The following is a 21,980-nucleotide window of genomic DNA, read 5'->3' on the forward strand; positions in this document are numbered from 1 at the left end:
GGTGAGCCTCATGCCAGCCTTCCCACCTCGACCCCGGCGTCCGCCGAGGTGGCGACAACAGAAGGTGAGCGCGCTCCGACCCCGAACGCCGCTCACCCTCCGCCGAGCACCGCGAAGGCGTCGGCGTGGCGCGCGTCGCCCCGGACGCCGCACGGCATCAGCCCGCCCTGCAGCGGCAGCGCCAGCAGGTGCTCGCCCGCGTAGGGCGAGACGAAATTGGCAGCATAATCCTCGTGAAAGCCGAAGCGCCGATAGTAAGCGGGGTCGCCCAGCACGAAGCACAGCACCACGCGCTCGGCCTCGAGCCGCTCGAGCCCGGCCTGCACCAGCGCCTCGCCGACGCCGCGGCGGCGATAGGCCGGCGCCACCGCGAGCGGTGCGAGCGCTACCGCGGGCACGGCGCGACCGTTCACCGTCACCGCCATGCGGCTGAACGCCACCGCGCCGACGATCGCGCCGGTGGCGCCGTCGACCGCCGCCATCATCAGCACCATCGCGCCGTCTACGCACAGCCGTCGCACCAGATCGGCCTCGTCGGCGCGCGCGAAACAGGTGCGTAGCAGCGAGTCGATCCCCGCCACGTCCTCGCCGCGCGCGGGGCGGACGATCAGCTCGGCCGGGGCGCCCGCGTCAGGCAAGCGCGATGTCCGGCGCGTCCTCCGCCTTCATGCCGATGACGTTGTAGCCGGCGTCGACATGGTGGATCTCGCCGGTGACGCCGCTGGCGAGTGAGCTGAGCAGGTACAGGCCCGCGCCGCCCACCTCGTCGATCGAGACGGTGCGGCGCAGCGGCGCGTTGAGCTCGTTCCACTTGAGAATGTAGTTGAAGTCGCCGATGCCGCGCGCGGCCAGCGTCTGGATCGGTCCCGCCGAGATCGCGTTGATGCGGATGTTCTCGGGTCCGAGATCGACCGCGAGATATTTGACGCTCGTCTCCAGCGCGGCCTTGGCGACGCCCATCACGTTGTAGTGCGGGATCACCTTCTCGGCGCCGTAGTAGGTGAGCGTCAGGATCGCGCCGCCGTTGGGCATCATCCTGCGCGCACGCTGCGCCACCGCGACCAGCGAATAGGCCGAGACGTTCATCGTCATCAGGAAATTGTCGAGCGTGGTGTCGTAATAGCGACCGCGCAGCTGCGACTTGTCCGAGAATCCGATGGCGTGGACGACGAAGTCGATCGTCGGCCATTCCTGCGCCAGCGCGACGAAGGTGTCGTCCAGCGCGGCCATGTCGGAGACGTCGCAGTCGAACAGCCGCGCCACGCCGAGCTGCTCGGCGAGGGGGCGCACGCGCTTCTCCATCGCCGCGCCCTGGTAGGAGAAGGCCAGCTCGGCGCCGGCCTCGCTGAGCTGCTTGGCGATCCCCCAGGCCAGCGACTTGTCGTTGGCGAGCCCCATGATCAGCCCGCGCTTGCCCCCCATCAGTCCGTTCACGAAGCCACCATCATTGTTCATCATTATCGTCGGCCCCCTCTACAACCGCTGCGGGCGGCTCCGCCAGTGCCGCGTTCAGGTGAGCGCCGAACACCAGGCCAAGGCCGATCAGATAGAAGAACAGCAGCATCACCACCACCCCGGCGAGGCTGCCATAGGTGAGATCATAGCCGCCGAGCTGCGACAGCACCCACGGCAGGCCGGCGGTCATGCTGACCCACCACAATGTCGTGAACAGCGCGCCGGGCCATTTCTTGCTCTCACTGCGGCGGTAGCGGCCGGGGGTGACCGAGTAGAACAGCATGTAGAGTGCGCCGAACATCACCGCCGCGGGCACCAGTCGCGCGAGGTTGAGCCACTCGGCGACGTGCTGCGCGACCGGGAGCAACCGATAGATGAACTGCTCGGCCGCGATCAGCAGACCCTGCACGAGGAACGAGAAGAGCGCGATCACGATCGAGCCGACGATCGCGACACTGAGCCCGAGCCGCGCGCGCCACAGCGACTGCGACGAGCGCGTGCCATAGGCGCGACGGAAGATGTCGCGGATCGTCTCGGCGAAGCTGCCGACCGTCCATAGCCCGATCAGCGCGCCGAACCACAGCAGCGAGCCGGTACGCGCCTGGAGCACGTTGCGGATCGGCTCGCGCAGGATCGTCGCGACATCGCGCGGCAGCACCGACAGGAAGCTGGCGACGCCGCGCTGCACCTCGTCGGTCTGGCCGAAGAGCGAGGCGACCGCGGCGGCGACGATGAAGAACGGGAACACCGTCATCAATGCGAGATAGGCGAGGTTGCCGGCGTGGATGAACCCGTCGGTATAGACGCCGACCGCGGCGCGCTTCAGCACTTCCCAACTGTAGCTGCCAGGCCGGACATGTGCGAGCTGGCGGTCGAGGCGACGCCGCGCGCCGCCGTGATGGCGCGCGCGATCCTCAGGCGTGAGCGTGGGAGGAGCGTCCGTCACCCACATCAGACTCCCATGTTCGCGCGCGGGTTCCCGCCACCCGGCCAGCCTGCCACGAAGGACTTCAGCGCGGCGTCGTCGGCGGGGACGTCGATGACCAGCCGCACCAGCTGGTCGCCGCGGCCGCCGGCCTTGCGGTGGAAGCCCTTGCCTTTCAGTCGCAGCGTCTTGCCCGAGGTGGAGCCGGGCGGCACGGTGAGCATCACGGGCTTGTCGACGGTCGGCACCTTGACCGCGCCGCCCTCCACCGCCTCCTTGAGCGAGACGGGCAGGTCGAGCCGGACGTCGTCGCCCTCGCGCGTGAAGAAGCGGTGCGGCTGGATCTCGATCGTGACGATCGCGTCGCCGGGGCCGCCGGCACCGGGATCGCCCTTGCCGGAGAGACGCATCTGGGTGCCGGTGTCGACCCCGGCGGGCAGCTTGAGGTCGATCGTGCTGCCGTCGGCCAGGGTCACGCGCTGCGGCGCGAGCGCGGCGGCGTCGGCGAAGGGCACCTGGAGGCGATAGGCGACGTTGCCGCCCTTCGGCGGCGGCCCGGCGCTGCGCCGGCCGAAGCCGCTGGCGAAGCCGCCGCCACCGCCGCCACGCCCGCCGAACAGCCCCTCGAAGATATCGGACATGTCGGGCGCGTCGCCGCCGCCCATGTCGAACTGCTGCGAGCGGAAACCGCCCGCGCCGCCCGGCCGCGCGCCGCCGGCGCCGTAGCCGAACGGTGCGGCGGGATTGCCGTCGCCGTCGATCTCGCCGCGGTCATAACGCGCGCGCTTGTCCTTGTCGGTGAGCAGGTCATAGGCCGAGGTCACCTGGCCGAACCGCTCCGCCGCCTTGGGATTGCCCTGGTTGCGGTCGGGATGCAGCTCCTTGGCGAGCTTGCGATAGGCTTTCTTGATATCCGCCTCGCTGGCGCCGCGCGCCACGCCCAGCGTCGCATATGGATCGGCCATGGATTCCCCGAATGGTGTGTTACTTCCCTATGTGGGATAGTCGCGGCACGAGCGCAATCGCCGTCGCGGCGCAAGCGCCCTCGCGCGCGGTGTTGACCCGCCGCGGCGGGCCACCGTAGAAGACGGGCCGGGGCGGTCCGGTCGGGCCGCCCTTGTTCTTTCCGAGGAGAAGGCCCCGTGTCGTCCACCCCAGCGCTGATGCCCGTCTACCCGCGGTGCGGCGTGCGCCCGGTGCGAGGCGAGGGCGTCTATCTCTACGGCGAGGACGGTGAGCAGTATCTCGACTTCGCCAGCGGCATCGCGGTGAACGCGCTCGGCCACGGCCATCCGAAGCTGGTCAAGGCGATCGCGGACCAGGCCGCGACGCTGATGCACACCAGCAACCTCTACGGCAGCCCGCAGGGCGAGCATCTCGCGCAGCGGCTGGTCGACCACACCTTCGCCGACACGGTGTTCTTCACCAACTCGGGCGCCGAGGCGGTGGAGTGCGCGATCAAGACCGCGCGGCGCTATCATTATGCCAACGGCAACCCGCAGCGGCACGACCTGATCACCTTCGACACCGCCTTTCACGGCCGCACGCTCGGCGCGATCTCGGCGACCAACCAGGCCAAGATGCGCGACGGCTTCGAGCCGCTGCTGCCCGGCTTCAAGTACGCGACGTTCAACGATCTGGCGGGCGCGCTCGCGCTGGTCGACGACCATACCGCCGGTTTCCTGGTCGAGCCGATCCAGGGCGAGGGCGGCATCCGCCCGGCGTCCGAGGAGTTCCTCCGCGGCCTGCGCGCGGCCTGCGACGAGCACGGGCTGCTGCTGGTGCTCGACGAGGTGCAGGCGGGCTATGGCCGCACCGGCAAGTTCTTCGCGCACGAGCTGTACGGCATCACGCCCGACATCATGGCGGTGGCGAAGGGGATCGGCGGCGGCTTCCCGCTCGGCGCCTGTCTTGCCACCGCCGAGGCGGCCAAGGGCATGGTGTTCGGCACGCACGGCTCGACCTATGGCGGCAACCCGCTGGCGATGGCGGCGGGCGAGGCGGTGCTCGACGTGATCCTGGAGGAGGGCTTCCTCGACCAGGTGGCGCGGATGGGCGAGCGGCTGCGCGCCTCGCTCGAGCAGCTCATCCCCAACCACGATCACTTGTTCGATCACGTCCGCGGCCACGGGCTGATGCTGGGCATCAAGCTGAAGAGCGACAGCCGCCGCTTCGTCGCGCACTGCCGCGACCATCACGGGCTGCTGCTGGTGGCGGCGGGCGAGAACGTCGTCCGCGTGCTGCCGCCGCTGGTGATAGATGAGAGCCATATCGCCGAGTGCGTCGAGAAGCTGAGCGAGGCCGCGCGGGTCTACGTGCCGGTGGCCGACGAGTGATGTAAGCTCCTCCCCGCTCGCGGGGAGGGGAACCGCCACGCGCCAGCGTGGTGGTGGAGGGGGATCTCCGCATACGGTAGCGCTGGTGGAGAGCCCCCTCCACCAGCCTGCGGCTGGTCCCCTTCCCCATTCTGGAGAGGATCGAAGTGCGCCATTTCCTGAGCCTCAGCGACGCCGGTGGCGACGCGATCGCCGCCATGCTGGCCGACGCGCTCGAGCGCAAACAAGCGCGCGCGGGCTGGCCCAACGGGCGCGCCGACGCCGACGCGCCGCTCGCCGGTCGCGTGCTGGCGATGATCTTCGAGAAGAACTCGACGCGCACCCGCGTGAGCTTCGACATGGCGATCCGCCAGCTCGGCGGCCAGTCGATCGTGATGGAGGCGGGGCAGATGCAGCTCGGCCGCGGCGAGACGGTGGCGGACACCGCGCGCGTGCTGTCGGGCTACGTCGACGCGATCATGATCCGCACCGACGATCACGCCAAGCTGGAAGAGATGGCCGCGCACGCCAGCGTGCCCGTGATCAACGGCCTCACCGACGAGTCGCACCCGTGCCAGATCATGGCCGACCTGCTCACCGTCGTGGAGAGCGGTCGCCAGCTGCCCGGGCTCAAGATCGCGTGGCTGGGCGACGGCAACAACGTGCTCGCCTCGATCGTCGAGGCCGCGGCGCTGCTCCACTTCGACGTCGTCGCCGCCTGCCCGCAGGGGTTTCAGCCGGAGGAGGAGGCGATCGTCCGCGCCTCGGGCCGCGCCCGCGTCGTCGCGGACCCGCGCGAGGCGGTGGCCGACGCCGACGTGGTCGTCACCGACACCTGGATCTCGATGGGGCAGGCGCAGGCCGAGACCAAGCTGCGCGCGATGATGCCCTATCAGGTCGACGCCGCGCTGATGGCGGCGGCCAAGCCGGGCGCCGCCTTCCTCCACTGCCTCCCCGCGCACCGCGGCGAGGAGGTCACCCCCGATGTGATCGACGGGCCGCAGTCGCTGATCTGGCAGGAGGCGGAGAACCGGCTCCACGCGCAGAAGTCGGTGCTGCGCTGGTGCTTCGGCCAGATCGGTTGATCGCGGCGGCGCGGCTTCCCAACTAGGGGGGATCAACCCACTGCTCGTCCTCCTCGTTATGCCGGGCTCGACCCGGCATCCCTGGTCCCGCGCACGCTACCGGCCGGAGCGGTCGCGGGACGATGGGCCCCGGATCAAGTCCGGGGCGACGGCGAGGGCAGCCGGTGGCTCTGCGACCCCGCCAGTATGAGGCAGCCTTGACCGATATCCCGGATCACGCCCCCGACCTCGACCGCGCGCTCGGCTTCACCATCCCCGCGCAGCACGCGCGCGGGCGCGTGGTGCGGCTGGGCCCGACGCTCGACACGATCCTCGCCGCGCACGCCTATCCGCCCGCGATCGAGAAGCTGCTCGCCGAGGCGCTGACGCTCACCGCGCTGATCGGCAGCACGCTCAAGGACCCGCAGGGCCAGCTGACGATGCAGACGCAGACCGACGCGGGCGTCGTCACGCTGCTGGTGTGCGACTATCGCGGCGGCGAGGTGCGCGGCTATATCCAGTATGACGACGAGCGGCTCGCCGACGCGCCCGCGGAGCCGTCGCTGTTCGCCTTGTTCGGCAAGGGCTATCTCGCGATCACCTTCGATCTCGCCACCACCGGCGAGCGCTACCAGGGGATCGTCCCGCTCGACGGGGAGACGCTGAGCGAGGCGGCACAGAGCTATTTCTACCAGTCCGAGCAGATCCCGACGCTGGTGCGGGTCGGTCTGCGCAAGGGCGCGGACGGGCGCTGCGTCGCGGGCGGTCTGCTGCTCCAGCACCTGCCCGAGGGCGAGGAGGGTCGCGAGCGGCTCCACACCAAGCTCGATCATCCCGAGTGGGAGCATGTCGAGGCGCTCGGTCAGACGATGGGGGTGGACGAACTGGCCGACGCCGCCGTGCCGCTGGAGACCCTGGTCTGGCGGCTGTTCAACGAGGAGGACGAGGTGCGCGTCCTCGCGGCGCAGGCGTTGGTGAAGGGGTGCCGCTGCGACGTCGACTATATCCGCTCGGTGCTCGCGCGCTTTCCCCTGGAGGAGCGGCTGGCCATGGCCGACGAGAGCGGCGTGATCGCGGTCGACTGTGCCTTCTGCTCGACCAGCTTCCCGGTGCGCGCGGACGAGCTGGTGGGCTGAGGGCTCTGAGGGGGGGCGCCACCGGCGGCGCCTCTGATCTCCCCCACCGTTCGCCTCATGCCGCTTGCCGTTCGCTGCGAGTAGCCGTCGCGCCCGCCGATACGGAGTGCCGAGACGGTGCTGGGGGCGGGGTGCGCTCGATCGCTGGTCAAGCCGAACGGAGGGCGACGGTGGCGGGAAGCGGGGGCGAGTAGAGGCGTTACCGAATGGCACGGGGGCGCTCACCGTTAGTCCGATCTTAACCTTCCTCCCTCATAAGCGAGCTCGTGCTGTTCATGCGGCACGCTCTCTCCCTAGCTTGACCGCTCAAGCTCCTCACGGGCCGCCCTCGGGCGGCCCTTTTTCTTGCGCTCGCGCGCGCGAGGGCCTAGCTGGCGCGGCATCATGACCCAATCGTCTCCCGCCGTCGCGCTCGTCTCGGGCGGGCTCGACTCGCTGGTGTCCGCCGCGCTCGCGCGCGAGGCGGGGCACCCGCTGCTCGCGCTCTCGATCGACTATAACCAACGCCATCAGGTCGAGCTCGCCGCCGCGCGGCGCATCGCGCACGCGCTCGGCGCGATCCGCCACGTCGTGCTGCCGATCGACCTCTCCGCCTTCGGCGGCTCGGCGCTGACCGATCGTGCCATCGACGTGCCGAAGGACGGTGTCGACGGCACCATCCCGGTCACCTACGTGCCGGCGCGCAACACCATCTTCCTCAGCCTGGCGCTCGGCTGGGCCGAGGCGGCCGGCGCGCGCGACATCTATCTCGGCATCAACGCGCTCGACTACTCCGGCTATCCCGATTGCCGGCCCGAGTTCGTCGCCGCCTATGAGCGGCTCGCTGAACTGGCTACCAAGGCCGGTGTCGAGGGACAGCCCTTCCGCTTCCAGGCGCCGCTCCAGCATATGACCAAGGCCGATATCGTGCGCGAGGGCGCGCGACTCGGGCTCGACATGGGGATGAGCTGGTCGTGCTACGATCCCGCGCCGGGCGGGCTGCACTGCGGGCGCTGCGACAGCTGCCGCCTGCGCCACAAGGGCTTCGTCGAGGCCGGCGTGCCGGACCCGACCGGCTATGCGGTGACCCCGCCGGACGCGTGAGATGAGCTACGCGGTCAAAGAGATGTTCCTGACGCTCCAGGGCGAGGGCGTGCAGGCGGGGCGGCGCGCGGTGTTCGTCCGCTTCGCCGGCTGCAACCTGTGGAGCGGACGCGAGCAGGACCGCGCCACGGCGGTATGCCGCTTCTGCGACACCGATTTCGTCGGTGTGGATGGCGCGGGCGGCGGGCGCTTCGTCGACGCCGCCGCGCTGGTGGCGGCGGCGGAGGGCTTCTGGGGACCCGAGCGCGCGCGACGCTTCGTGGTGCTGACCGGGGGTGAGCCGATGCTCCAGGTCGACGATGCGATCGTCGATGCGCTTCACGCCGCCGGGTTCGAGGTCGCGATCGAGAGCAACGGGACGCTGCCGGTTCACCCCGGCATCGACTGGGTGTGCATCAGCCCCAAGGCCGGGAGCGAGACGGTGCAGCGCTCGGGCGACGAGCTGAAACTCGTCTGGCCGCAGGCCGGCACCGACCTCCACGCGGTGGAGGGCTGGGACTTCCGCCACTTCCTGCTCCAGCCCCTCGACGATGCTGCGGGGGCCGCGAACGTCGCCGCGGCGATGGCGCTGGTGATGGAGCGTCCGCGCTGGCGCTTGTCGCTGCAGACGCACAAGCTGCTGGGGCTGCGCTGACGGGATGAGGCGCTCGCGGCCTGCGGGCCGCCGGCGCGAGCCGACGACCCGAGCGCGATGGTCGATCAGACCAGCGCCGTCGCAGCGTCGCGCCGTGTCGATCGTCGCCGAATAGGCCGTTCGTCGCCCCGTGCGCTCCGTTCACACGCGGGCGTGTAACATTTCTCGCCGGCGACGCGATCGGCTTGCCGGCGGCGGGCAAGCTCACCGTCGGCAGGCGGCGCGACGTCACGGGCTGGCAAGTGATAGCCCGGTGCGCGCCAGGCCGCCGAGGCCGAGCGTTCGCCCAGCCTCCTGCGTCGACGTCGCGGAAGAGGAGGGCGCCGCGGGGGCGCCGTCATCGATCAGCGTGCGGCGTAGACCACCGGGGTCAACGGCGCGCCGCACTTCTGTTCGACGAACAGGCCCTTCTTCCAGCACGCCTCGTCGAAGCGCGGCAGCGTCGCCGGCAGCACCTGGAGCGAGGGGAATTGCTGCTCACCGTAGGGCTTGAGGCTGTTGCGCAGCTCGCGCATGCGCGTCATCGCGACGTCGCCGAAGCCGCCGCGCGGGGCGTAGAGCGCGTCGCGGCCGATGCTGGCCGCCGTCGCGCAGAAGTTATACTGCGCCGCCACAGTGGCGAAGCCAGCGTAAGTGCGCGTGCCGAACTGGTCGAGCGCGGTCTGGCCGTCCTTCTTGGTCTTGGCCACGCGGGTGAAGTACTTGCCGAGCGTGTCGAACGAGTTCTGCAACTCTACGCGGTGATCGGCCAGGATCGCGTTGTAGTTCTGCACCGTCAGCAGCGTCGGTTCGAACTGACATTGCAGCGCCGCGACGTTGAGCGCCGCGCGCATGTTCCACACCACGCCGGCGCGCAGCTCGGCGGGCGTCGCGCCGGGCAGCGGATGCCCCATGCCGTCCTCGTTCCCGATGATCGGTTCGCCGCGCAAATCCTTCGACTTGAAGAAGAACTGCGCCGAAGCCGGCGACGTCGCCAGCACCCCAGCCGCCAGCGCCATCCAGGCCCCGACGATCCCCACCTTCAGCATTCCCCAACACTCCTCGTCGCGGCTACGGCCGCGCCGCCCTTTTACGTCAGATCGGGTAAATGGCCCAAGAACATTCTGTCGCAGCTATGATTCATTTCGGCGCGCGGTGTCGCCGCCGCGGCGTTGCTTGTTGACGCGGCGTAACGATGTGGGCCGGCCGCGGGCAAAAGAAGAGGCCGCCCGGTTGCCCGAGCGGCCTCGCCCAACACAATCGCCGGATCGCGGCAGATTACATCGCGTTCGACATGTTCGACATCATCATGTCGTTGCCCATGGTGTCGTTCGCCATCATGCCGCCGTTCATGGCGCCGTCGACGGCGGTCATGTTGTCGGTCATGGTGTCCATGCCCTCGGTGGCGTTCATGTCGGTGATCATGGTGTTCTCGCTGGTCTCGGTCTTCGAACCGCATGCCGAGACGGCGAGAGCGGCTGCCGCGAGCGCCGAACCGCCGAGGACCTTGGTGATGACTGCACGCATGAATTTGCTCCCTAGACTGTGGATTTGGCGACCATCCGGCCGTTTTTTATCCCAAACCGGCGTAGACATTAATCGCAGATGACCGCCCTCTCAAGCCTCGTTTTCACCGACGCAAGTCAGGCTTTGCAGAAAGGCGTCGGCGGTCAACGCCAGCGCCGCGTCGAAAGTTGCAAATTCCTGCGGCGAACCGAGCGCGGCGGCACTGGTGACCGGATAGTCGGCGAGACCACACGGCACGATGCCGCCGAAGTGCGAGAGGTCGGGCGCGAGGTTCACCGAGAAGCCGTGCAAGGTCACCCAGCGGCGCACGCGAATGCCGATCGCGCCGATCTTGGCCTCGGCGCCGGCGCGATCGCGCGTCCAGATGCCGATCCGGCCGGGCGCGCGGAAGGCGGCGATGCCGAGCTCGGCCAGCGCCGCGATCAGCCATCCCTCGAGCGCGTGGACGAAGCAGCGGACGTCGCGGCCGCGCCGGTTCAGGTCGAGCATCAGATAGCCGACGCGCTGGCCGGGTCCGTGATAGGTGTAGCGACCGCCGCGTCCGGCGGGCACGACCGGGAAGCGCGGGTCGACCAGCTCGCTCGGATCGGCGCTGGTGCCGGCGGTGTAGACCGGCGGGTGTTCGAGCAGCCACACCAGCTCGCGCGCCTCCCCCGCGGCGATCGCGGCGGCGCGCGCCTCCATCTTCGCCAGCGCCGTGGCGTAGTCGATGAGCCCGGGCGACACGCGCCACTCCACGTCCTCGATCATCGTCGCGCGCTGCTGCATGCGCGCCAGATGTGCGCGCTCGGCGCGGTTGGCAAGCTGTCGGCGGACCGCTAGGCCGGCGCGGGAAGGGGACGACGCGATGATCAGGATGGCCATGGTGTGGGAGCGCACGGTCGACGTGCTGCGCGGGCGCGCCGCGATCCTGTTCGGCATCGCCCTCGTCACGCTGTTCCTGCCGGCGGTGGTGAGCGCGGCGGCGGCAGGCTTTCTCGGCGATGTCCCGGCGGCGCGGCTGCTGACCAATATCGTCTCGGCGGTGCTGATGCTGTTCGGCATGCTCGCGATCACCGCGGTGGCGAGCGACCCGCGCGTCGACCGCGGCACGGCGTACCGGCTCGCGGCGAACCGTCTGCCCGCCGCCATCGGGGTCGCTCTGGTGCTGCTCGTCGCGCTGTCGCTCACCTTCGTGCCCGGCACGCTGGCGCTGATCGCGGCGGGCGCCACCGTCACCGCGACGGGCATGGTCGAGATGCAACGCGCCGCGGCCGGCCCGCTCGCGCTCTCGGCGGGACTGATCATCGCCGCGGCCGCACTGCTGCTGTGGCTGGGCGCGCGGCTCGCCCCGCTCTTCGCGGTGGTGGTCAACGAGCGGCGCGGGCTCGGCGCGATCCGCCGGGCCTTCGCGCTGACGCGCGGCGCGGCGGCGCGGCTGATCGGCGTGCTGATCCTCTACGCCGTGCTGGTGATGGTGCTCAGCGTGGCAGTCCGCTCGGTGGTCGGGGTCGTGTTGCAGCTGCTGCTCGACAGCGACGGCGCGGTGCTGTTCGGCACGTCGGTCGCGCTGGCGCTCGTCAGCGCCGGTGCCACCGTGGTGCAGAACGCCTTCTACGCGCAATTTTACGCCGCGGCGTGCGAGCGCGAACGAGACGCGGCGGCGCCGCTCGCATGAGCCTGACCTTCGCCGGCCTGCTCTCGGTCGCGTGGCGACTGTTCCGGCGCGACCGGGCGCTCGTGCTGCGGCTCGGCGCGCTGTTCGTCTTCCTGCCCGCGTTCGCGGCGCTCCTGCTGTGCGACCCGCTGCCGCCGCTGCCGCCCGCGCCACGCGACGAACTGATGATGCGCGCCTGGCTCGCCGCCGTGGCCGACTGGGGGCAGGGTAACGCCCTCTTCTACCTGCTCGCCGACCTGCTCGCGACCTATGGTGTGGCGGCGGTGGCGCTGCTGCTGCTCGACCCGGACCGTCTGACGGTGGGGCAGGCGCTCGGCCAGGCGCTGGCGCGACTATGGTCGTTCCTGCTGGTCAGCGTCGCGGTGGCGGTGCCGGTCGGGCTGGGTTTGTGGCTGCTGGTGCTGCCCGGGCTCTACGTCCAGGCGCGACTGATCGCGGCGGTGCCCGCGCTGGCGCGCCACCCGGCGCTGCGCGCGGGGCCGGCGCTGCGGCTGAGCTGGACGCTGACCAAGGGGCAGGACTGGGCGATCACCGGCGCGCTGGTGACGCTGTTCCTGGCGCAGTGGGTCGTCGTCTCGCCGCTGCTGAGCGCGGACGAGGCGCTGCGCGCGCCGGGCAGCGGCGACCCGGTGCTGCTCGCGCTGGTCGACGCGCTGCTCGCCGCGGTACCGGCCGCCTATGCGGTCGCGGTGCTGCTGGTGGGCGTGGTGGTCTACCGCGTGGGGGCGAGCAGGGGCAACTGAGGCGCGACGTCGGCGGGCAGGGCGCCGGTCACGCGCGGGTCGGTGAAGGTCTCGATCGTGCGGCGCACCGGGGTGAAGCCCTGCGCGCGGTAGAAGTTGAGCGCCGAGGGATGATCGAGCGTGCAGGTGTGGAGCCACACCCGGTTGACGCCCGCGACCCAGGCGCGCGCGAGTGTCTCCGCCATCAGCCAGCGACCGTGGCCCCGGCCGGTCAGCTCGGGCACCAGCGCGAAATAGCCGATCTCGCAGGTGCCGGCCGAGCGGAAGTCGAGCTCGACCATGCCGACCTCGACGCCGGCGCGGTCGACGGCGGCGAACACCTGCACCTGCGTGTCGTGGACGATCGCGGTGAGCGCGGCATCGTCCATGACGAGGCGCGAGAACCACAGCCAGCGCGCGCCGACGCGGCGGAACAGCGCGCGGTACTTCTCGGGCTCTGGCCGCGCCCAGCGTACCAGCCGGAGCGGCGAGTCGGGCACGGGCCGCAGTGGCGGGCGGCGGCGCATCTCGAGCGAGGTGACCACCGCGGCGATCTGGTCGGCGGGTAGGTGGGTCAGCCCCATGTCGCCACCGGCGGCAGGCTCATCAGGATCGCGTCGACGTTGCCGCCGGTCTTCAGCCCGAACAGGGTGCCGCGATCGTAGACGAGGTTGAACTCGGCGTAGCGCCCGCGCCACTCGCGCTGCTGCGCCACGTCGGCGTCGGTGAAGGGCAGGTGCATCCGTCGCCGCACGATCCGCGGGTACACGTCGAGGAAGGCGCGGCCGACGTCCTGGGTGAAGGCGAGGTCGGCCGCGAACTCACCTTCGAGATGGTCGTAGAAGATGCCGCCGACGCCGCGGTGCACGCCGCGGTGCGGGATGTAGAAATACTCGTCCGCCCATCGCTTGAAGCGCGGGTAATAGCCGGCGTCGTGGCGGTCGCAGGCGCGCTCCAGCGTGGCGTGGAAGTCGTCGGTATCCTCCGCGATCGGCAGCGGCGGGTTGAGGTCGGCGCCGCCGCCGAACCAGCGCTTGGTGGTGGCGAGGAAGCGCGTGTTCATGTGCACCGCCGGGACGTGCGGGTTGGCCATGTGCGCGACCAGGCTGATCCCGGTGGCGAAGAAGCGTGGGTCCTCGCCCGCGCCGTGGATCGTGCGGGCGAAATCGCCCTCGAACGTGCCGCCGACGGTGGAGACGTTGACCCCGACCTTCTCGAACACGCGCCCCTTCATCACCCCGCGCACGCCGCCGCCGCCGGGTTCGCCGCTCGGGTCGGCGCGGTCCCAGTCGAGATAGTCGAAGCGCGCGTCCGAGCCGGCCTCGCGCTCGATCGCCTCGAACTCGGCGCAGATCAGGTCGCGCAGCTGCTCGAACCAGGTCCGGGCGGCGGTCTGCTGTTCGTCCAATATCATGGAGATGTGCTCTCGCCCGCGGGGAGGGCCCGGGTCAATCGGTCAATCTGTCCCACCCGCCGGTCTGGCGCAGCGCCTCGCCGAGGAGCAGCGCGCCCGCCACCGCGACGTTGAGCGAGCGCAGCCCGGCGCGCATCGGCACGCGCACGCGCAGGTCGGCGCGGGCGTGGACGTGCGCCGGCACCCCGGCGCCCTCGCTGCCGAGCAGCAGCACGTCGGCGGCTTCGAAGCGCGCCTGCGGCAGCGGCACCGCGCCCGCGGTGGTGGCGAGCACGACGCGGCCCGCGACGGTGGCGAGGAAGGCGTCCCAGTCGGCGTGGCGCCGGACCTGGACGTGCGCGGCATAGTCCATCGCGGCGCGCGCCAGTCCCCGCTCACCGAACGGGAAGCCCATCGGCTCGATCAGGTCGATCGCGACGTCGAGACAGGCGCCGAGCCGCAGCAACGTGCCGACGTTGCCGGCGATATCGGGTTGGAACAGCGCGATCCGCATCGCGGCCGCTCTACGCAGGTTGTTGCGCGACCGCAAAATGGGATTGGCAAAGCGCGAGGCCCGCGGCTATCACCCCGCCAGACCGCCTCGGGGACGGGCAGGTCGCGCGGGGAGGCGGCATGTCGCGACGGCATCGGATCGACCCGGCGGGAGAATGAAACGGGTAGAGGTTTGACGCGAATGGCGACGGTCGAGAACAATATTCCGCCGGGCGAGAACCCCGCGCCCTATCACGAGCCTGCCCACGACCCGCGCCGCCGCGACTTCATCAACATCGCCGCCGTGTCCTTCGCGGGTGTCGGCGCGGTCGCGATCGTGCTGCCGCTGATCAACCAGATGAACCCCTCGGCCGACGTGCTCGCGCTGTCGACCACCGAGATCGACATCTCCAAGATCGCGCCCGGTCAGGCGATCAAGTCGTCGTTCCGCAAGCAGCCGCTGTTCGTGCGCAATCTCACGCCCAAGGAGATCGGCGAGGCCAACGACGTCGACGTCGGCTCGCTGCGCGACCCGCAGACGCTCGCCGAGCGCACCAAGCCGGGCAAGGAGAATTGGCTGATCACGCTGGGCGTCTGCACCCACCTCGGCTGCGTGCCGCTGGGCGCGGGCGAGGGCGAGAACAAGGGGCCGTTCGGCGGCTATTTCTGCCCGTGCCACGGCTCGGCCTACGACACCGCAGGGCGGATCCGCCAGGGGCCGGCGCCGCAGAACCTGCACGTGCCCGATTACACTTTCACGTCCGACACCGTCGTGACGGTCGGCTGAGGGAGAACGAGAGATGAGCTTTCCCTGGGCCAAGCATTATGAGCCGAAGCAGCCGCTGATGCGCTGGCTGGACGAGAAGCTGCCGCTGCCGCGCCTCGTCTACAACGCCATCGGCGCGGGCTATCCGGTGCCGCGCAACCTCAACTATTTCTGGAACTTCGGCGTGCTCGCCGGGGCGGCGCTGGTTATCCAGATCGTCACCGGCGTGGTGCTGGCGATGCATTATGCCGCCAACGGCACGGTCGCGTTCGGCTCGGTCGAGAGCATCATGCGCGACGTCAACGCGGGCTGGTTCCTGCGCTACGCGCACGCCAACGGCGCCTCGATGTTCCTCGCCGTGGTGTACATCCACATCGGTCGCGGGCTGTACTACGGCTCGTACAAGGCGCCGCGCGAGATGGTGTGGCTGCTCGGCGTGGTCATCTTCCTGCTCATGATGGCCACCGCCTTCATGGGCTACGTGCTTCCCTGGGGGCAGATGAGCTTCTGGGGCGCGCAGGTGATCACCGGCTTCTTCTCGGCGATCCCGCTGGTGGGCGACACCATCCGCATCTGGCTGCTGGGCGGCTTCGCGCCCGACAACGCCGCGCTGAACCGCTTCTTCTCGCTCCACTATCTGCTGCCGTTCGTGATCGCGGGCGTGATCATCCTGCACATCTGGGCGCTGCATATCCCGGGGTCGAACAACCCGACCGGCGTGGACGTGAAGGGCGAGCAGGACACGGTGCCGTTCCACCCCTATTACACCGCCAAGGACGGCGTGGGCGTGGCGGTGTTCTTCCTGATCTTCGCCACCTTCGTGTTCTTCTCGCCCAACCTGCTGGGGCACCCGGACAATTACATCGAGGCGAACCCGCTCTCGACGCCGGCGCACATCGTGCCCGAGTGGTATTTCCTGCCGTTCTACGCGATCCTGAAGAGCTTCACCGCGGACTTCATCCTGCCGGCGAAGCTGTGGGGCGTGCTCGCGATGTTCGGCTCGATCCTGCTGCTGTTCTTCCTGCCGTGGCTCGACAGCTCGCCGGTGCGCTCGGCCAACTACCGGCCGACCTACCGCTGGTTCCTGATCGTGCTGGTGTTCGACGTGCTGGTGCTCGGCTATGTCGGCGGCGCCGAGGCGACCGCGCGCAACGTGATGATGGGGCAGATCGCCGCGGCTTATTATTTCGCGCACTTCCTGATCATCCTGCCGCTGGTGTCGGCGGCGGAGCGGCCGCGGCCGCTGCCCAACTCGATCACCGAGGCGGTGCTGGCGAAGCACGGCGGCACCGCGCCCACCAAGACCGCGCTGGCGGGTTGAGAACGAGACGAAGAGGGGATCTGACAGGCAATGGTTCGTCTCATATCACTGGTGATCGGTGCGGGGTTCGTCTTCGTGCTCGCACTGGCGCTGTTCTTCACCGCGAAGGACGCGATCCAGAATCCGGCGCCGCACACCGCCGAGCATGAGTTCCACCTGCATCCGGAGGACATCCATCTGTCCTCCGCGGGCTGGTTCGGCAAGTTCGACCGCCAGCAGGTGCAGCGCGGCTTCCAGGTGTACAAGGAGGTCTGCGCGGCCTGCCACTCGCTGAAGTACGTCGCGTTCCGCGATCTGCAGAAGATCGGCTATAGCGAGGCCGAGGTGAAGGCGATCGCCAACCAGTGGGTGATCGAGCAGCCCAGCGTCAACCCGGAGACCGGCGAGGCGGCGACGCGCAAGAACCTGCCGTCGGATCACTTCCCGTCGCCCTTCGCCAACGAGGTCGCGGCGCGCGCCGCCAACGCCAACGCGCTGCCGCCCGACCTCTCGCTGATGACCAAGGCGCGCGAGGACGGCAGCAACTACGTCCACGCGCTGATCACGGGCTATCGCGACCAGCCGGCCGAGCTGCTCAAGAAGTTCCCCGACGCCAAGACGCCGGAGGGGCTGCACTACAACCCGTATTTCGCAAACCTCAACATCGCGATGCCGCCGCCGCTGACGTCGGACGGGCAGGTGACCTATTCGGACGGCACCAAGGCGACGCGCGACCAGATGGCGCGCGACGTGGCGGCCTTCCTCACCTGGACCGCCGAGCCCAACCTCGAGGCGCGCCACGCCGCCGGGCTGGCGGCGGTGATCTTCCTGATGGTCTTCATCTATCTGACCTGGGGCGCGTACCAGAACGTCTGGCGCGAGGTGAAACACTGAGCCTGACGGGGACGGGCGCCGCGCTCGTCCCCGACCCTCCGTGCCGCAATCCACATCCGCCTGATGGATGTTCGGAAGAAATGCTTGGCGGCTCCCAACGCAGATTTGAGCCGCGCCGTGTCGAAGCGGCGTAAAGCGATCCCCAACGAACGCTCCGCGCGTCTGCGCGCGGACGCGGCAGAACAGGGATCCTCGCCATGCACCGTCTCGTTGCCCGCCTCCTCGCCACCAGCGCGCTGATCACGCTCGCACCCGCCGCGCGCGCGCAGCAGCCGCAGCCGCAGCCGCAGGGCGAACTGCCGCAGGCGCAGCCCGCCACCGAGGCGCAGGCCGCGCCGACTCAGGACAGCGCCGCGCTGCCAGCGGAGAGCGACGACATCGTCGTCACCGGCACGCGCGCCGCGGGGCGCACGCGGCTCGACAGTCCTTCTCCCGTCGACGTGCTGAGCGGCGCCAGCCTCCAGCGCCAGGGCACCACCGAGGTGGCGGCGGCGCTCGCCAATGTCGCGCCCTCGGTCAACTTCCCGCGCGCCGCCGCGACCGACGCGACCGACGCGGTGCGCCCCGCGACGCTGCGGGGGCTCTCGCCCGATCAGACCTTGGTGCTGATCAACGGCGTGCGCGGCCACGCCTCGGCGCAGCTCAACACGAACGGCTCGGTCGGGCGCGGCTCGTCCGCGGTCGATCTGAACACCATCCCGGTCGCAGCGCTCGACCGCGTCGAGGTGCTGCGCGACGGCGCCTCGGCGCAATATGGCTCGGACGCGATCGCGGGCGTGGTCAACCTGCGGCTGCGCGAGGCGCGCTCGGGCGGCGGCGCCACCGTCACCTACGGCTTCTACGACACCGCCGTCGACACCGCGCGCGGCAGCCGCCACGTCACCGGCGAGAACAACGTCACCGCCTCGGCGTGGCAGGGGATCGGCTTCGGCAGCGACGGCTTCCTGACGCTGTCGGGCGAGTATAACCGCCGGGAGCCGACCAACCGCGCCGACTTCGACCCGCGCGTCTCGCCCACCCGGGTCACCGGCCGCTTCGGCGACCCGGCGCTGGAGCAATATACGCTGTTCGCCAACGCGGGAACCTCGCTCACCGACACGTGGAGCCTGTACGGCTGGGTCGGCTACCAGGACCGTGACGTGCGCGGCGCCGCTTTCCCGCGGCTGCCGGGCGTGACCAGCGGCTACAACGTCAACGAGCTGTATCCCAACGGCTTCCTGCCGATCATCAACACCAAGTCGACCGACCTCAACTCGGCGCTGGGCGTGCGCGGCGAGGTGGCGGGGTGGAACGTCGATCTCAACGTGAGCTATGGCCGCAACCGCCTGTCGTTCCGCACGCTCGACACCGCCAATTTCGCCGCCGGCAATGCCTCGCAGACCGCGTTCTACGATGGGCGGCTGATCTACGACCAGTGGGTCGCCGGGCTCGACGTGACGCGCAAGTTCGACGTCTTCCAGTCGCTCAACGTCGCCTTCGGGCTCGAGGGGCGGCGCGAGGGCTACAAGATCGAGGCGGGCGAGGCGGCGGGCCAGCCGGTGTCGGGCGTGTCGGCGGGGGCGCAGGGCTTCCCCGCGCTGACCCAGGCCAACGCGCTCGAGCGCTCGCGTCGCAACGGCAGCGCCTACCTCGACGTCGAGGCGCAGCTCACCGACGCGCTGCTGCTCGGTCTCGCCGGGCGCTTCGAGGATTATTCGGACTTCGGCTCGACCGCCAACGGCAAGGCGTCGCTGCGCTACGACATCGCCGAGTGGCTGGCGCTGCGCGGCACGGTCTCGACCGGCTTCCGCGCGCCGTCGCTGCAGCAGCAATATTTCACCTCCACCGCCTCGGTCGTGCAGAACGGCGTTCCCTTCCTCACCGCGACGACGCCCTCGACCAGCGGGCTCGGCACCGCGCTCGGCGGCGTCGCGCTCGACCCGGAGAAGTCGACCAACTTCTCGGCGGGCACGGTGATCCGGTTCGGCGGCTTCGACCTCTCGGTCGACGGCTATTACATCAAGCTGCGCGACCAGCTGGCACTGTCCGAGAACATCAACGCCTCGTTCAGTCCCGGCGTGGCGGCGCTGCTCTCGCCCTATGGCGTGACCGCGGCGCGCTTCTTCATCAACGGCGTGCGCTCGACCACGAAGGGGATCGACGCGGTCGCCCACTATCGCCTCCGCACCGAGCGCGTGGGCGCCTTCGACCTCACGGTGGCGGGCAACGTCAACAAGGTGGAGGTGACGGACGTGCCGACCTCGACCGCGGTGCTCGACCCGGCGCCGACGCTGTTCGCGCGGAGCCGCGTGCTGACGGTGGAGCAGGGCACGCCCGGCGAGAAGGTGACGGGCACGATCGACTGGTCGCTCGACCAGCTCGGCGCGCTCGCCCGCGTGACCTATTACGGCGACGTCAACCAGCCGGGCACGACTCCCGCCGCCGACGTGCGCACGGGCCGGCACGCCGTGACCGACCTCGAGCTGCGCTATCAGGCGCTGCCCGGCGGGCAGGTCGCGCTCGGGGTGAGCAACCTGTTCGACGTCTACCCCGATCGCACCATCCCCGCGAACAACTCGACCGGTGTGATCGGCTTCCCTTATTACTCGCCGTTCGGGTTCAACGGTCGCTACCTGTACGTCCGTGCCGGGCTGAGCTGGTGAGCGATTGACCCTCTCCGCGCGAGAACCTACGGGGGCGAGCGGCGCCCCCGTAGCTCAGCAGGATAGAGCGACGGTTTCCTAAACCGCAGGTCGTGAGTTCGAATCTCGCCGGGGGCACCATCGCACCCGGCGCGCTTGCACGACCGCGCGTCCGCTCGCATCATCCTTGAGAAAGCGAGGGAAAGCGATGCGGGTGTGGAGACAGGGCTTGGCCATCGCGGCGGTGGCCGGGGCCGCGCCCGCCGGGGCGGCGGCGGACGACCCGCCCTTCGCGGTGACGATCGACGTCGACGCTTCCCGCGACGAGGGGCCGGTGGCGAAGGAGTGGCGCTTCTTCGGCGCCGATGAGCCCAATTACGCGACGATGAAGGACGGCCGCACCACGCTGACGACGCTCGGCGCGCTCGCGCCCGATCGCGTCTACTTCCGCGCACACAACCTGCTCACCTCGGGCGACGGCACGCCCGCGCTCAAATGGGGCTCCACCGGCGTCTACCGCGAGGACGCGCAGGGCCGCCCGATCTACGACTGGACGATCGTCGACCGGATCTTCGACACGTATCGCGCGCGTGGGGTGAAGCCCTATGTCGAGCTCGGCTTCATGCCCGAGGCGCTCTCCACGAGGCCACAGCCCTATCAGCACGACTGGCGCCCGGGCAGCGGCGAGCTGCGCACCGGCTGGGCCTATCCGCCGCGCGACTATGCGCGCTGGGAGGAGCTGGTGCACCAATGGGTGCGTCACTGCGTCGAGCGCTACGGCCGCGCCGAGGTGGCGAGCTGGTATTTCGAGACGTGGAACGAGGCCAACCTGCCGCAATATTACTGGGGCGGCACGCGCGAGGAGTTCTTCCGCCTGCACGACGCCGCGGTGCGCGGGGTGCGGCGCGCTTTGCCCGAAGCGCGCGTCGGCGGGCCGGACAGCGCCGGCGCGGGCGACGATTTCCTGACCGCCTTCATGGCGCACGCGCGCGCCGCGGGGACGCCGACGGACTTCCTCTCGTTCCACGCCAAGGGCCAGCCGAAGGTGGTGGAGGCGGCGGGCGGCAGCCACGTCCGCATGGGGCTCGATACGCATCTGAAGGCCGCCGACCATGAGTTCGCCGCCATCGCGGCCGATCCGGTATTCCGCGCCACGCCGATCGTGATCGGCGAGTCGGACCCGGAGGGCTGCGCGGCGTGCCAGGGGCCGGCGAACGCCTATCGCAATGGCACGATGTACGCGAGCTACACCGCCGCCTCCTTCCCGCGGCTGCGCGCGCTGGCGCAGCGCCGCGGGCTGACGCTGGAGGGGGTGCTGACCTGGGCGTTCGAGTTCGAGGACCAGGCGCCGTTCGCGGGGTTCCGCCAGCTCACGTCGGGCGGGATCGACCTGCCGGTCATGAACACCTTCAAGCTCTTCGCCCAGATGAGCGGGCGCTACGTGAGCGCCCGCTCGGACCATCAGGTGGCATTGGACGCGGCGCTGAACGGGGGCGTGCGGGGCGACGCCGACGTCGGCAGCGTGGCCACTCGCGACGGCGACCGCCTGGCGGTGATGGTGTGGCACTATCACGACGACGACGTCGCCGGACCCGCGGCGGCGGTGCGTCTGCGGTGGCGCGGCCTGCCGCGCGCTTATGCCCGCGGTGCGACGATGACGCAGTACCGCGTCGACGAGAGCCACGCCAACAGCTTCGCGGCATGGAAGAAGATGGGCTCACCGATCGCCCCGACCGATACGCAGCGCGCCGCGCTGCTGAAGGCGGCGGCGCTCGACCCGATCGCGCCGGTGGCGCGAGTGGCGGTGCGGCGGGGCTCGGGCGAGATCGCCTTCACGCTGCCGCGCCAGGGCGTGGCGCTGCTGGTGCTGACGCCGGTTCGAGCGGGCGATGAAGAGCGCTAGGCCGGAGGACGATCCCGGCACCTCGTCCGGCGCGCTCCTGCGCGCGCGGGAGCCCGGGGCGACCAAGGTCGCGCTCGTTCGACACAGTGCTAGCCTGATCGCCGTGACCGGAGT

Annotated in this window: 22 protein-coding genes and 1 tRNA gene; 13 read left to right on the forward strand and 10 right to left on the reverse strand. The window is 70.2% G+C overall.

The genetic code is table 11. From position 1 onward, the window contains the following. Nucleotides 1-92: 92 nt before the first annotated feature. The 4 genes from FHY05_RS20185 to FHY05_RS20200 are packed head-to-tail and all read right to left on the reverse strand — an operon-like array spanning nt 93 to nt 3,345. Nucleotides 93-638, reverse strand: coding sequence for a GNAT family N-acetyltransferase (locus FHY05_RS20185; protein WP_183946234.1), 546 nt, complete (start codon nt 636-638; stop codon nt 93-95). After that, nucleotides 631-1,422 (reverse strand): enoyl-ACP reductase FabI, encoded by a 792-nt coding sequence (gene fabI / locus FHY05_RS20190; RefSeq protein ID WP_183946277.1) that lies wholly within the window; start codon nt 1,420-1,422, stop codon nt 631-633. Before fabI ends, FHY05_RS20185 begins: the two co-directional genes overlap by 8 nt. 22 nt (nt 1,423-1,444) lie before the next feature. Next, nucleotides 1,445-2,407 (reverse strand): YihY/virulence factor BrkB family protein, encoded by a 963-nt coding sequence (locus FHY05_RS20195; protein WP_183946235.1) that lies wholly within the window; start codon nt 2,405-2,407, stop codon nt 1,445-1,447. Beyond that, complete coding sequence (locus FHY05_RS20200; protein WP_183946236.1) at nt 2,407-3,345, reverse strand: DnaJ C-terminal domain-containing protein; 939 nt, start codon at nt 3,343-3,345, stop codon at nt 2,407-2,409. The genes FHY05_RS20195 and FHY05_RS20200 overlap by 1 nt, the downstream gene beginning before the upstream one ends. Nucleotides 3,346-3,522: 177 nt before the next feature. Between FHY05_RS20200 and FHY05_RS20205 the strand changes: the two genes are divergently transcribed. The 5 genes from FHY05_RS20205 to queE all read left to right on the forward strand — a co-directional run bounded on the left by FHY05_RS20205 (nt 3,523) and on the right by queE (nt 8,612). Continuing rightward, nucleotides 3,523-4,716 carry an aspartate aminotransferase family protein gene (locus FHY05_RS20205; RefSeq protein ID WP_183946237.1) on the forward strand — a complete coding sequence of 398 codons (1,194 nt, stop codon included), beginning with the start codon at nt 3,523-3,525 and terminating at the stop codon, nt 4,714-4,716. 146 nt (nt 4,717-4,862) lie between these two features. Beyond that, complete coding sequence (argF, locus tag FHY05_RS20210; protein WP_183946238.1) at nt 4,863-5,780, forward strand: ornithine carbamoyltransferase; 918 nt, start codon at nt 4,863-4,865, stop codon at nt 5,778-5,780. Between the two features lie 197 nt (nt 5,781-5,977). Then, the gene (locus tag FHY05_RS20215; RefSeq protein WP_260181732.1) at nt 5,978-6,895 is read left to right on the forward strand and encodes an Hsp33 family molecular chaperone HslO; all 918 of its coding nucleotides are present in this window, start codon (nt 5,978-5,980) and stop codon (nt 6,893-6,895) included. Nucleotides 6,896-7,279: 384 nt separating this feature from the next. Further along, complete coding sequence (gene queC, locus FHY05_RS20220; RefSeq protein ID WP_183946240.1) at nt 7,280-7,978, forward strand: 7-cyano-7-deazaguanine synthase QueC; 699 nt, start codon at nt 7,280-7,282, stop codon at nt 7,976-7,978. Between the two features lies 1 nt (nt 7,979). Next, a complete protein-coding gene (queE, locus tag FHY05_RS20225; protein WP_183946241.1) occupies nt 7,980-8,612 on the forward strand; it encodes a 7-carboxy-7-deazaguanine synthase in 633 nt (210 codons plus the stop codon). Between the two features lie 344 nt (nt 8,613-8,956). Here the strand turns inward: queE and FHY05_RS20230 are convergent, their stop codons facing one another. The 3 genes from FHY05_RS20230 to lipB all read right to left on the reverse strand — a co-directional run bounded on the left by FHY05_RS20230 (nt 8,957) and on the right by lipB (nt 10,982). Beyond that, nucleotides 8,957-9,640, reverse strand: a complete 684-nt coding sequence (locus FHY05_RS20230) for a hypothetical protein (protein WP_260181734.1) — start codon at nt 9,638-9,640, stop codon at nt 8,957-8,959. Between the two features lie 229 nt (nt 9,641-9,869). Further along, nucleotides 9,870-10,118 (reverse strand): hypothetical protein, encoded by a 249-nt coding sequence (locus FHY05_RS20235; protein ID WP_183946242.1) that lies wholly within the window; start codon nt 10,116-10,118, stop codon nt 9,870-9,872. 90 nt (nt 10,119-10,208) lie between these two features. After that, nucleotides 10,209-10,982 carry a lipoyl(octanoyl) transferase LipB gene (gene lipB, locus FHY05_RS20240; protein ID WP_260181735.1) on the reverse strand — a complete coding sequence of 258 codons (774 nt, stop codon included), beginning with the start codon at nt 10,980-10,982 and terminating at the stop codon, nt 10,209-10,211. Here lipB and FHY05_RS20245 point away from each other — a divergent pair. Both FHY05_RS20245 and FHY05_RS20250 read left to right on the forward strand, forming a co-directional pair. Continuing rightward, nucleotides 10,966-11,775 carry a hypothetical protein gene (locus FHY05_RS20245; protein ID WP_183946243.1) on the forward strand — a complete coding sequence of 270 codons (810 nt, stop codon included), beginning with the start codon at nt 10,966-10,968 and terminating at the stop codon, nt 11,773-11,775. The two genes, lipB and FHY05_RS20245, sit on opposite strands and share 17 nt — an antisense overlap. After that, nucleotides 11,772-12,518 (forward strand): hypothetical protein, encoded by a 747-nt coding sequence (locus FHY05_RS20250; protein WP_183946244.1) that lies wholly within the window; start codon nt 11,772-11,774, stop codon nt 12,516-12,518. The genes FHY05_RS20245 and FHY05_RS20250 overlap by 4 nt, the downstream gene beginning before the upstream one ends. Here FHY05_RS20250 and FHY05_RS20255 read toward each other — a convergent pair. The 3 genes from FHY05_RS20255 to FHY05_RS20265 are packed head-to-tail and all read right to left on the reverse strand — an operon-like array spanning nt 12,488 to nt 14,404. Further along, entirely contained in the window at nt 12,488-13,081 is a 594-nt protein-coding gene (locus tag FHY05_RS20255) for a GNAT family N-acetyltransferase (RefSeq protein WP_183946245.1), read from the reverse strand. The two genes, FHY05_RS20250 and FHY05_RS20255, sit on opposite strands and share 31 nt — an antisense overlap. Next, entirely contained in the window at nt 13,072-13,911 is an 840-nt protein-coding gene (gene hemF / locus FHY05_RS20260) for an oxygen-dependent coproporphyrinogen oxidase (RefSeq protein ID WP_183946246.1), read from the reverse strand. The genes FHY05_RS20255 and hemF overlap by 10 nt, the downstream gene beginning before the upstream one ends. Nucleotides 13,912-13,945: 34 nt before the next feature. Further along, nucleotides 13,946-14,404: a tRNA (cytidine(34)-2'-O)-methyltransferase gene (locus tag FHY05_RS20265; protein WP_183946247.1), complete on the reverse strand. Its 459-nt coding sequence runs from the start codon at nt 14,402-14,404 to the stop codon at nt 13,946-13,948. Between the two features lie 180 nt (nt 14,405-14,584). On the opposite strand from FHY05_RS20265, the gene petA reads away from it, so the two are divergent. The 6 genes from petA (at nt 14,585) to FHY05_RS20295 (ending at nt 21,866) form a co-directional block, all read left to right on the forward strand. After that, nucleotides 14,585-15,169, forward strand: coding sequence for a ubiquinol-cytochrome c reductase iron-sulfur subunit (gene petA / locus FHY05_RS20270; protein ID WP_183946248.1), 585 nt, complete (start codon nt 14,585-14,587; stop codon nt 15,167-15,169). A gap of 13 nt (nt 15,170-15,182) precedes the next feature. Beyond that, entirely contained in the window at nt 15,183-16,469 is a 1,287-nt protein-coding gene (locus tag FHY05_RS20275; protein WP_183946249.1) for a cytochrome b N-terminal domain-containing protein, read from the forward strand. A gap of 30 nt (nt 16,470-16,499) precedes the next feature. Further along, entirely contained in the window at nt 16,500-17,342 is an 843-nt protein-coding gene (locus tag FHY05_RS20280; protein ID WP_183946250.1) for a cytochrome c1, read from the forward strand. Between the two features lie 197 nt (nt 17,343-17,539). Continuing rightward, nucleotides 17,540-19,984 (forward strand): TonB-dependent siderophore receptor, encoded by a 2,445-nt coding sequence (locus FHY05_RS20285; protein WP_183946251.1) that lies wholly within the window; start codon nt 17,540-17,542, stop codon nt 19,982-19,984. Between the two features lie 43 nt (nt 19,985-20,027). Beyond that, a tRNA-Arg gene (locus tag FHY05_RS20290) sits at nt 20,028-20,104 on the forward strand. An 88-nt stretch (nt 20,105-20,192) separates the two neighbouring features. Next, on the forward strand, nt 20,193-21,866 hold the full coding sequence (locus FHY05_RS20295; RefSeq protein WP_260181736.1) for a GH39 family glycosyl hydrolase: 1,674 nt from the start codon (nt 20,193-20,195) through the stop codon (nt 21,864-21,866). Nucleotides 21,867-21,980: the final 114 nt, after the last annotated feature.

This window comes from Sphingomonas sp. BK580, assembly GCF_014194975.1.
Lineage (GTDB): Bacteria > Pseudomonadota > Alphaproteobacteria > Sphingomonadales > Sphingomonadaceae > Sphingomonas.

Excerpts from the sequence above, each read along its gene's own strand:
- fabI (WP_183946277.1), bottom strand. The coding sequence starts at position 1,422 with ATGGGGGGCAAGCGCGGGCTGATCATGGGGCTCGCCAACGACAAGTCG.
- FHY05_RS20195 (WP_183946235.1), bottom strand. The coding sequence starts at position 2,407 with ATGTGGGTGACGGACGCTCCTCCCACGCTCACGCCTGAGGATCGCGCG.
- FHY05_RS20200 (WP_183946236.1), bottom strand. The coding sequence starts at position 3,345 with ATGGCCGATCCATATGCGACGCTGGGCGTGGCGCGCGGCGCCAGCGAG.
- queC (WP_183946240.1), top strand. The coding sequence starts at position 7,280 with ATGACCCAATCGTCTCCCGCCGTCGCGCTCGTCTCGGGCGGGCTCGAC.
- queE (WP_183946241.1), top strand. The coding sequence starts at position 7,980 with ATGAGCTACGCGGTCAAAGAGATGTTCCTGACGCTCCAGGGCGAGGGC.
- FHY05_RS20230 (WP_260181734.1), bottom strand. The coding sequence starts at position 9,640 with ATGCTGAAGGTGGGGATCGTCGGGGCCTGGATGGCGCTGGCGGCTGGG.
- FHY05_RS20235 (WP_183946242.1), bottom strand. The coding sequence starts at position 10,118 with ATGCGTGCAGTCATCACCAAGGTCCTCGGCGGTTCGGCGCTCGCGGCA.
- FHY05_RS20245 (WP_183946243.1), top strand. The coding sequence starts at position 10,966 with ATGATCAGGATGGCCATGGTGTGGGAGCGCACGGTCGACGTGCTGCGC.
- lipB (WP_260181735.1), bottom strand. The coding sequence starts at position 10,982 with ATGGCCATCCTGATCATCGCGTCGTCCCCTTCCCGCGCCGGCCTAGCG.
- FHY05_RS20250 (WP_183946244.1), top strand. The coding sequence starts at position 11,772 with ATGAGCCTGACCTTCGCCGGCCTGCTCTCGGTCGCGTGGCGACTGTTC.
- FHY05_RS20255 (WP_183946245.1), bottom strand. The coding sequence starts at position 13,081 with ATGGGGCTGACCCACCTACCCGCCGACCAGATCGCCGCGGTGGTCACC.
- hemF (WP_183946246.1), bottom strand. The coding sequence starts at position 13,911 with ATGATATTGGACGAACAGCAGACCGCCGCCCGGACCTGGTTCGAGCAG.
- FHY05_RS20265 (WP_183946247.1), bottom strand. The coding sequence starts at position 14,404 with ATGCGGATCGCGCTGTTCCAACCCGATATCGCCGGCAACGTCGGCACG.
- petA (WP_183946248.1), top strand. The coding sequence starts at position 14,585 with ATGGCGACGGTCGAGAACAATATTCCGCCGGGCGAGAACCCCGCGCCC.
- FHY05_RS20275 (WP_183946249.1), top strand. The coding sequence starts at position 15,183 with ATGAGCTTTCCCTGGGCCAAGCATTATGAGCCGAAGCAGCCGCTGATG.
- FHY05_RS20280 (WP_183946250.1), top strand. The coding sequence starts at position 16,500 with ATGGTTCGTCTCATATCACTGGTGATCGGTGCGGGGTTCGTCTTCGTG.
- FHY05_RS20285 (WP_183946251.1), top strand. The coding sequence starts at position 17,540 with ATGCACCGTCTCGTTGCCCGCCTCCTCGCCACCAGCGCGCTGATCACG.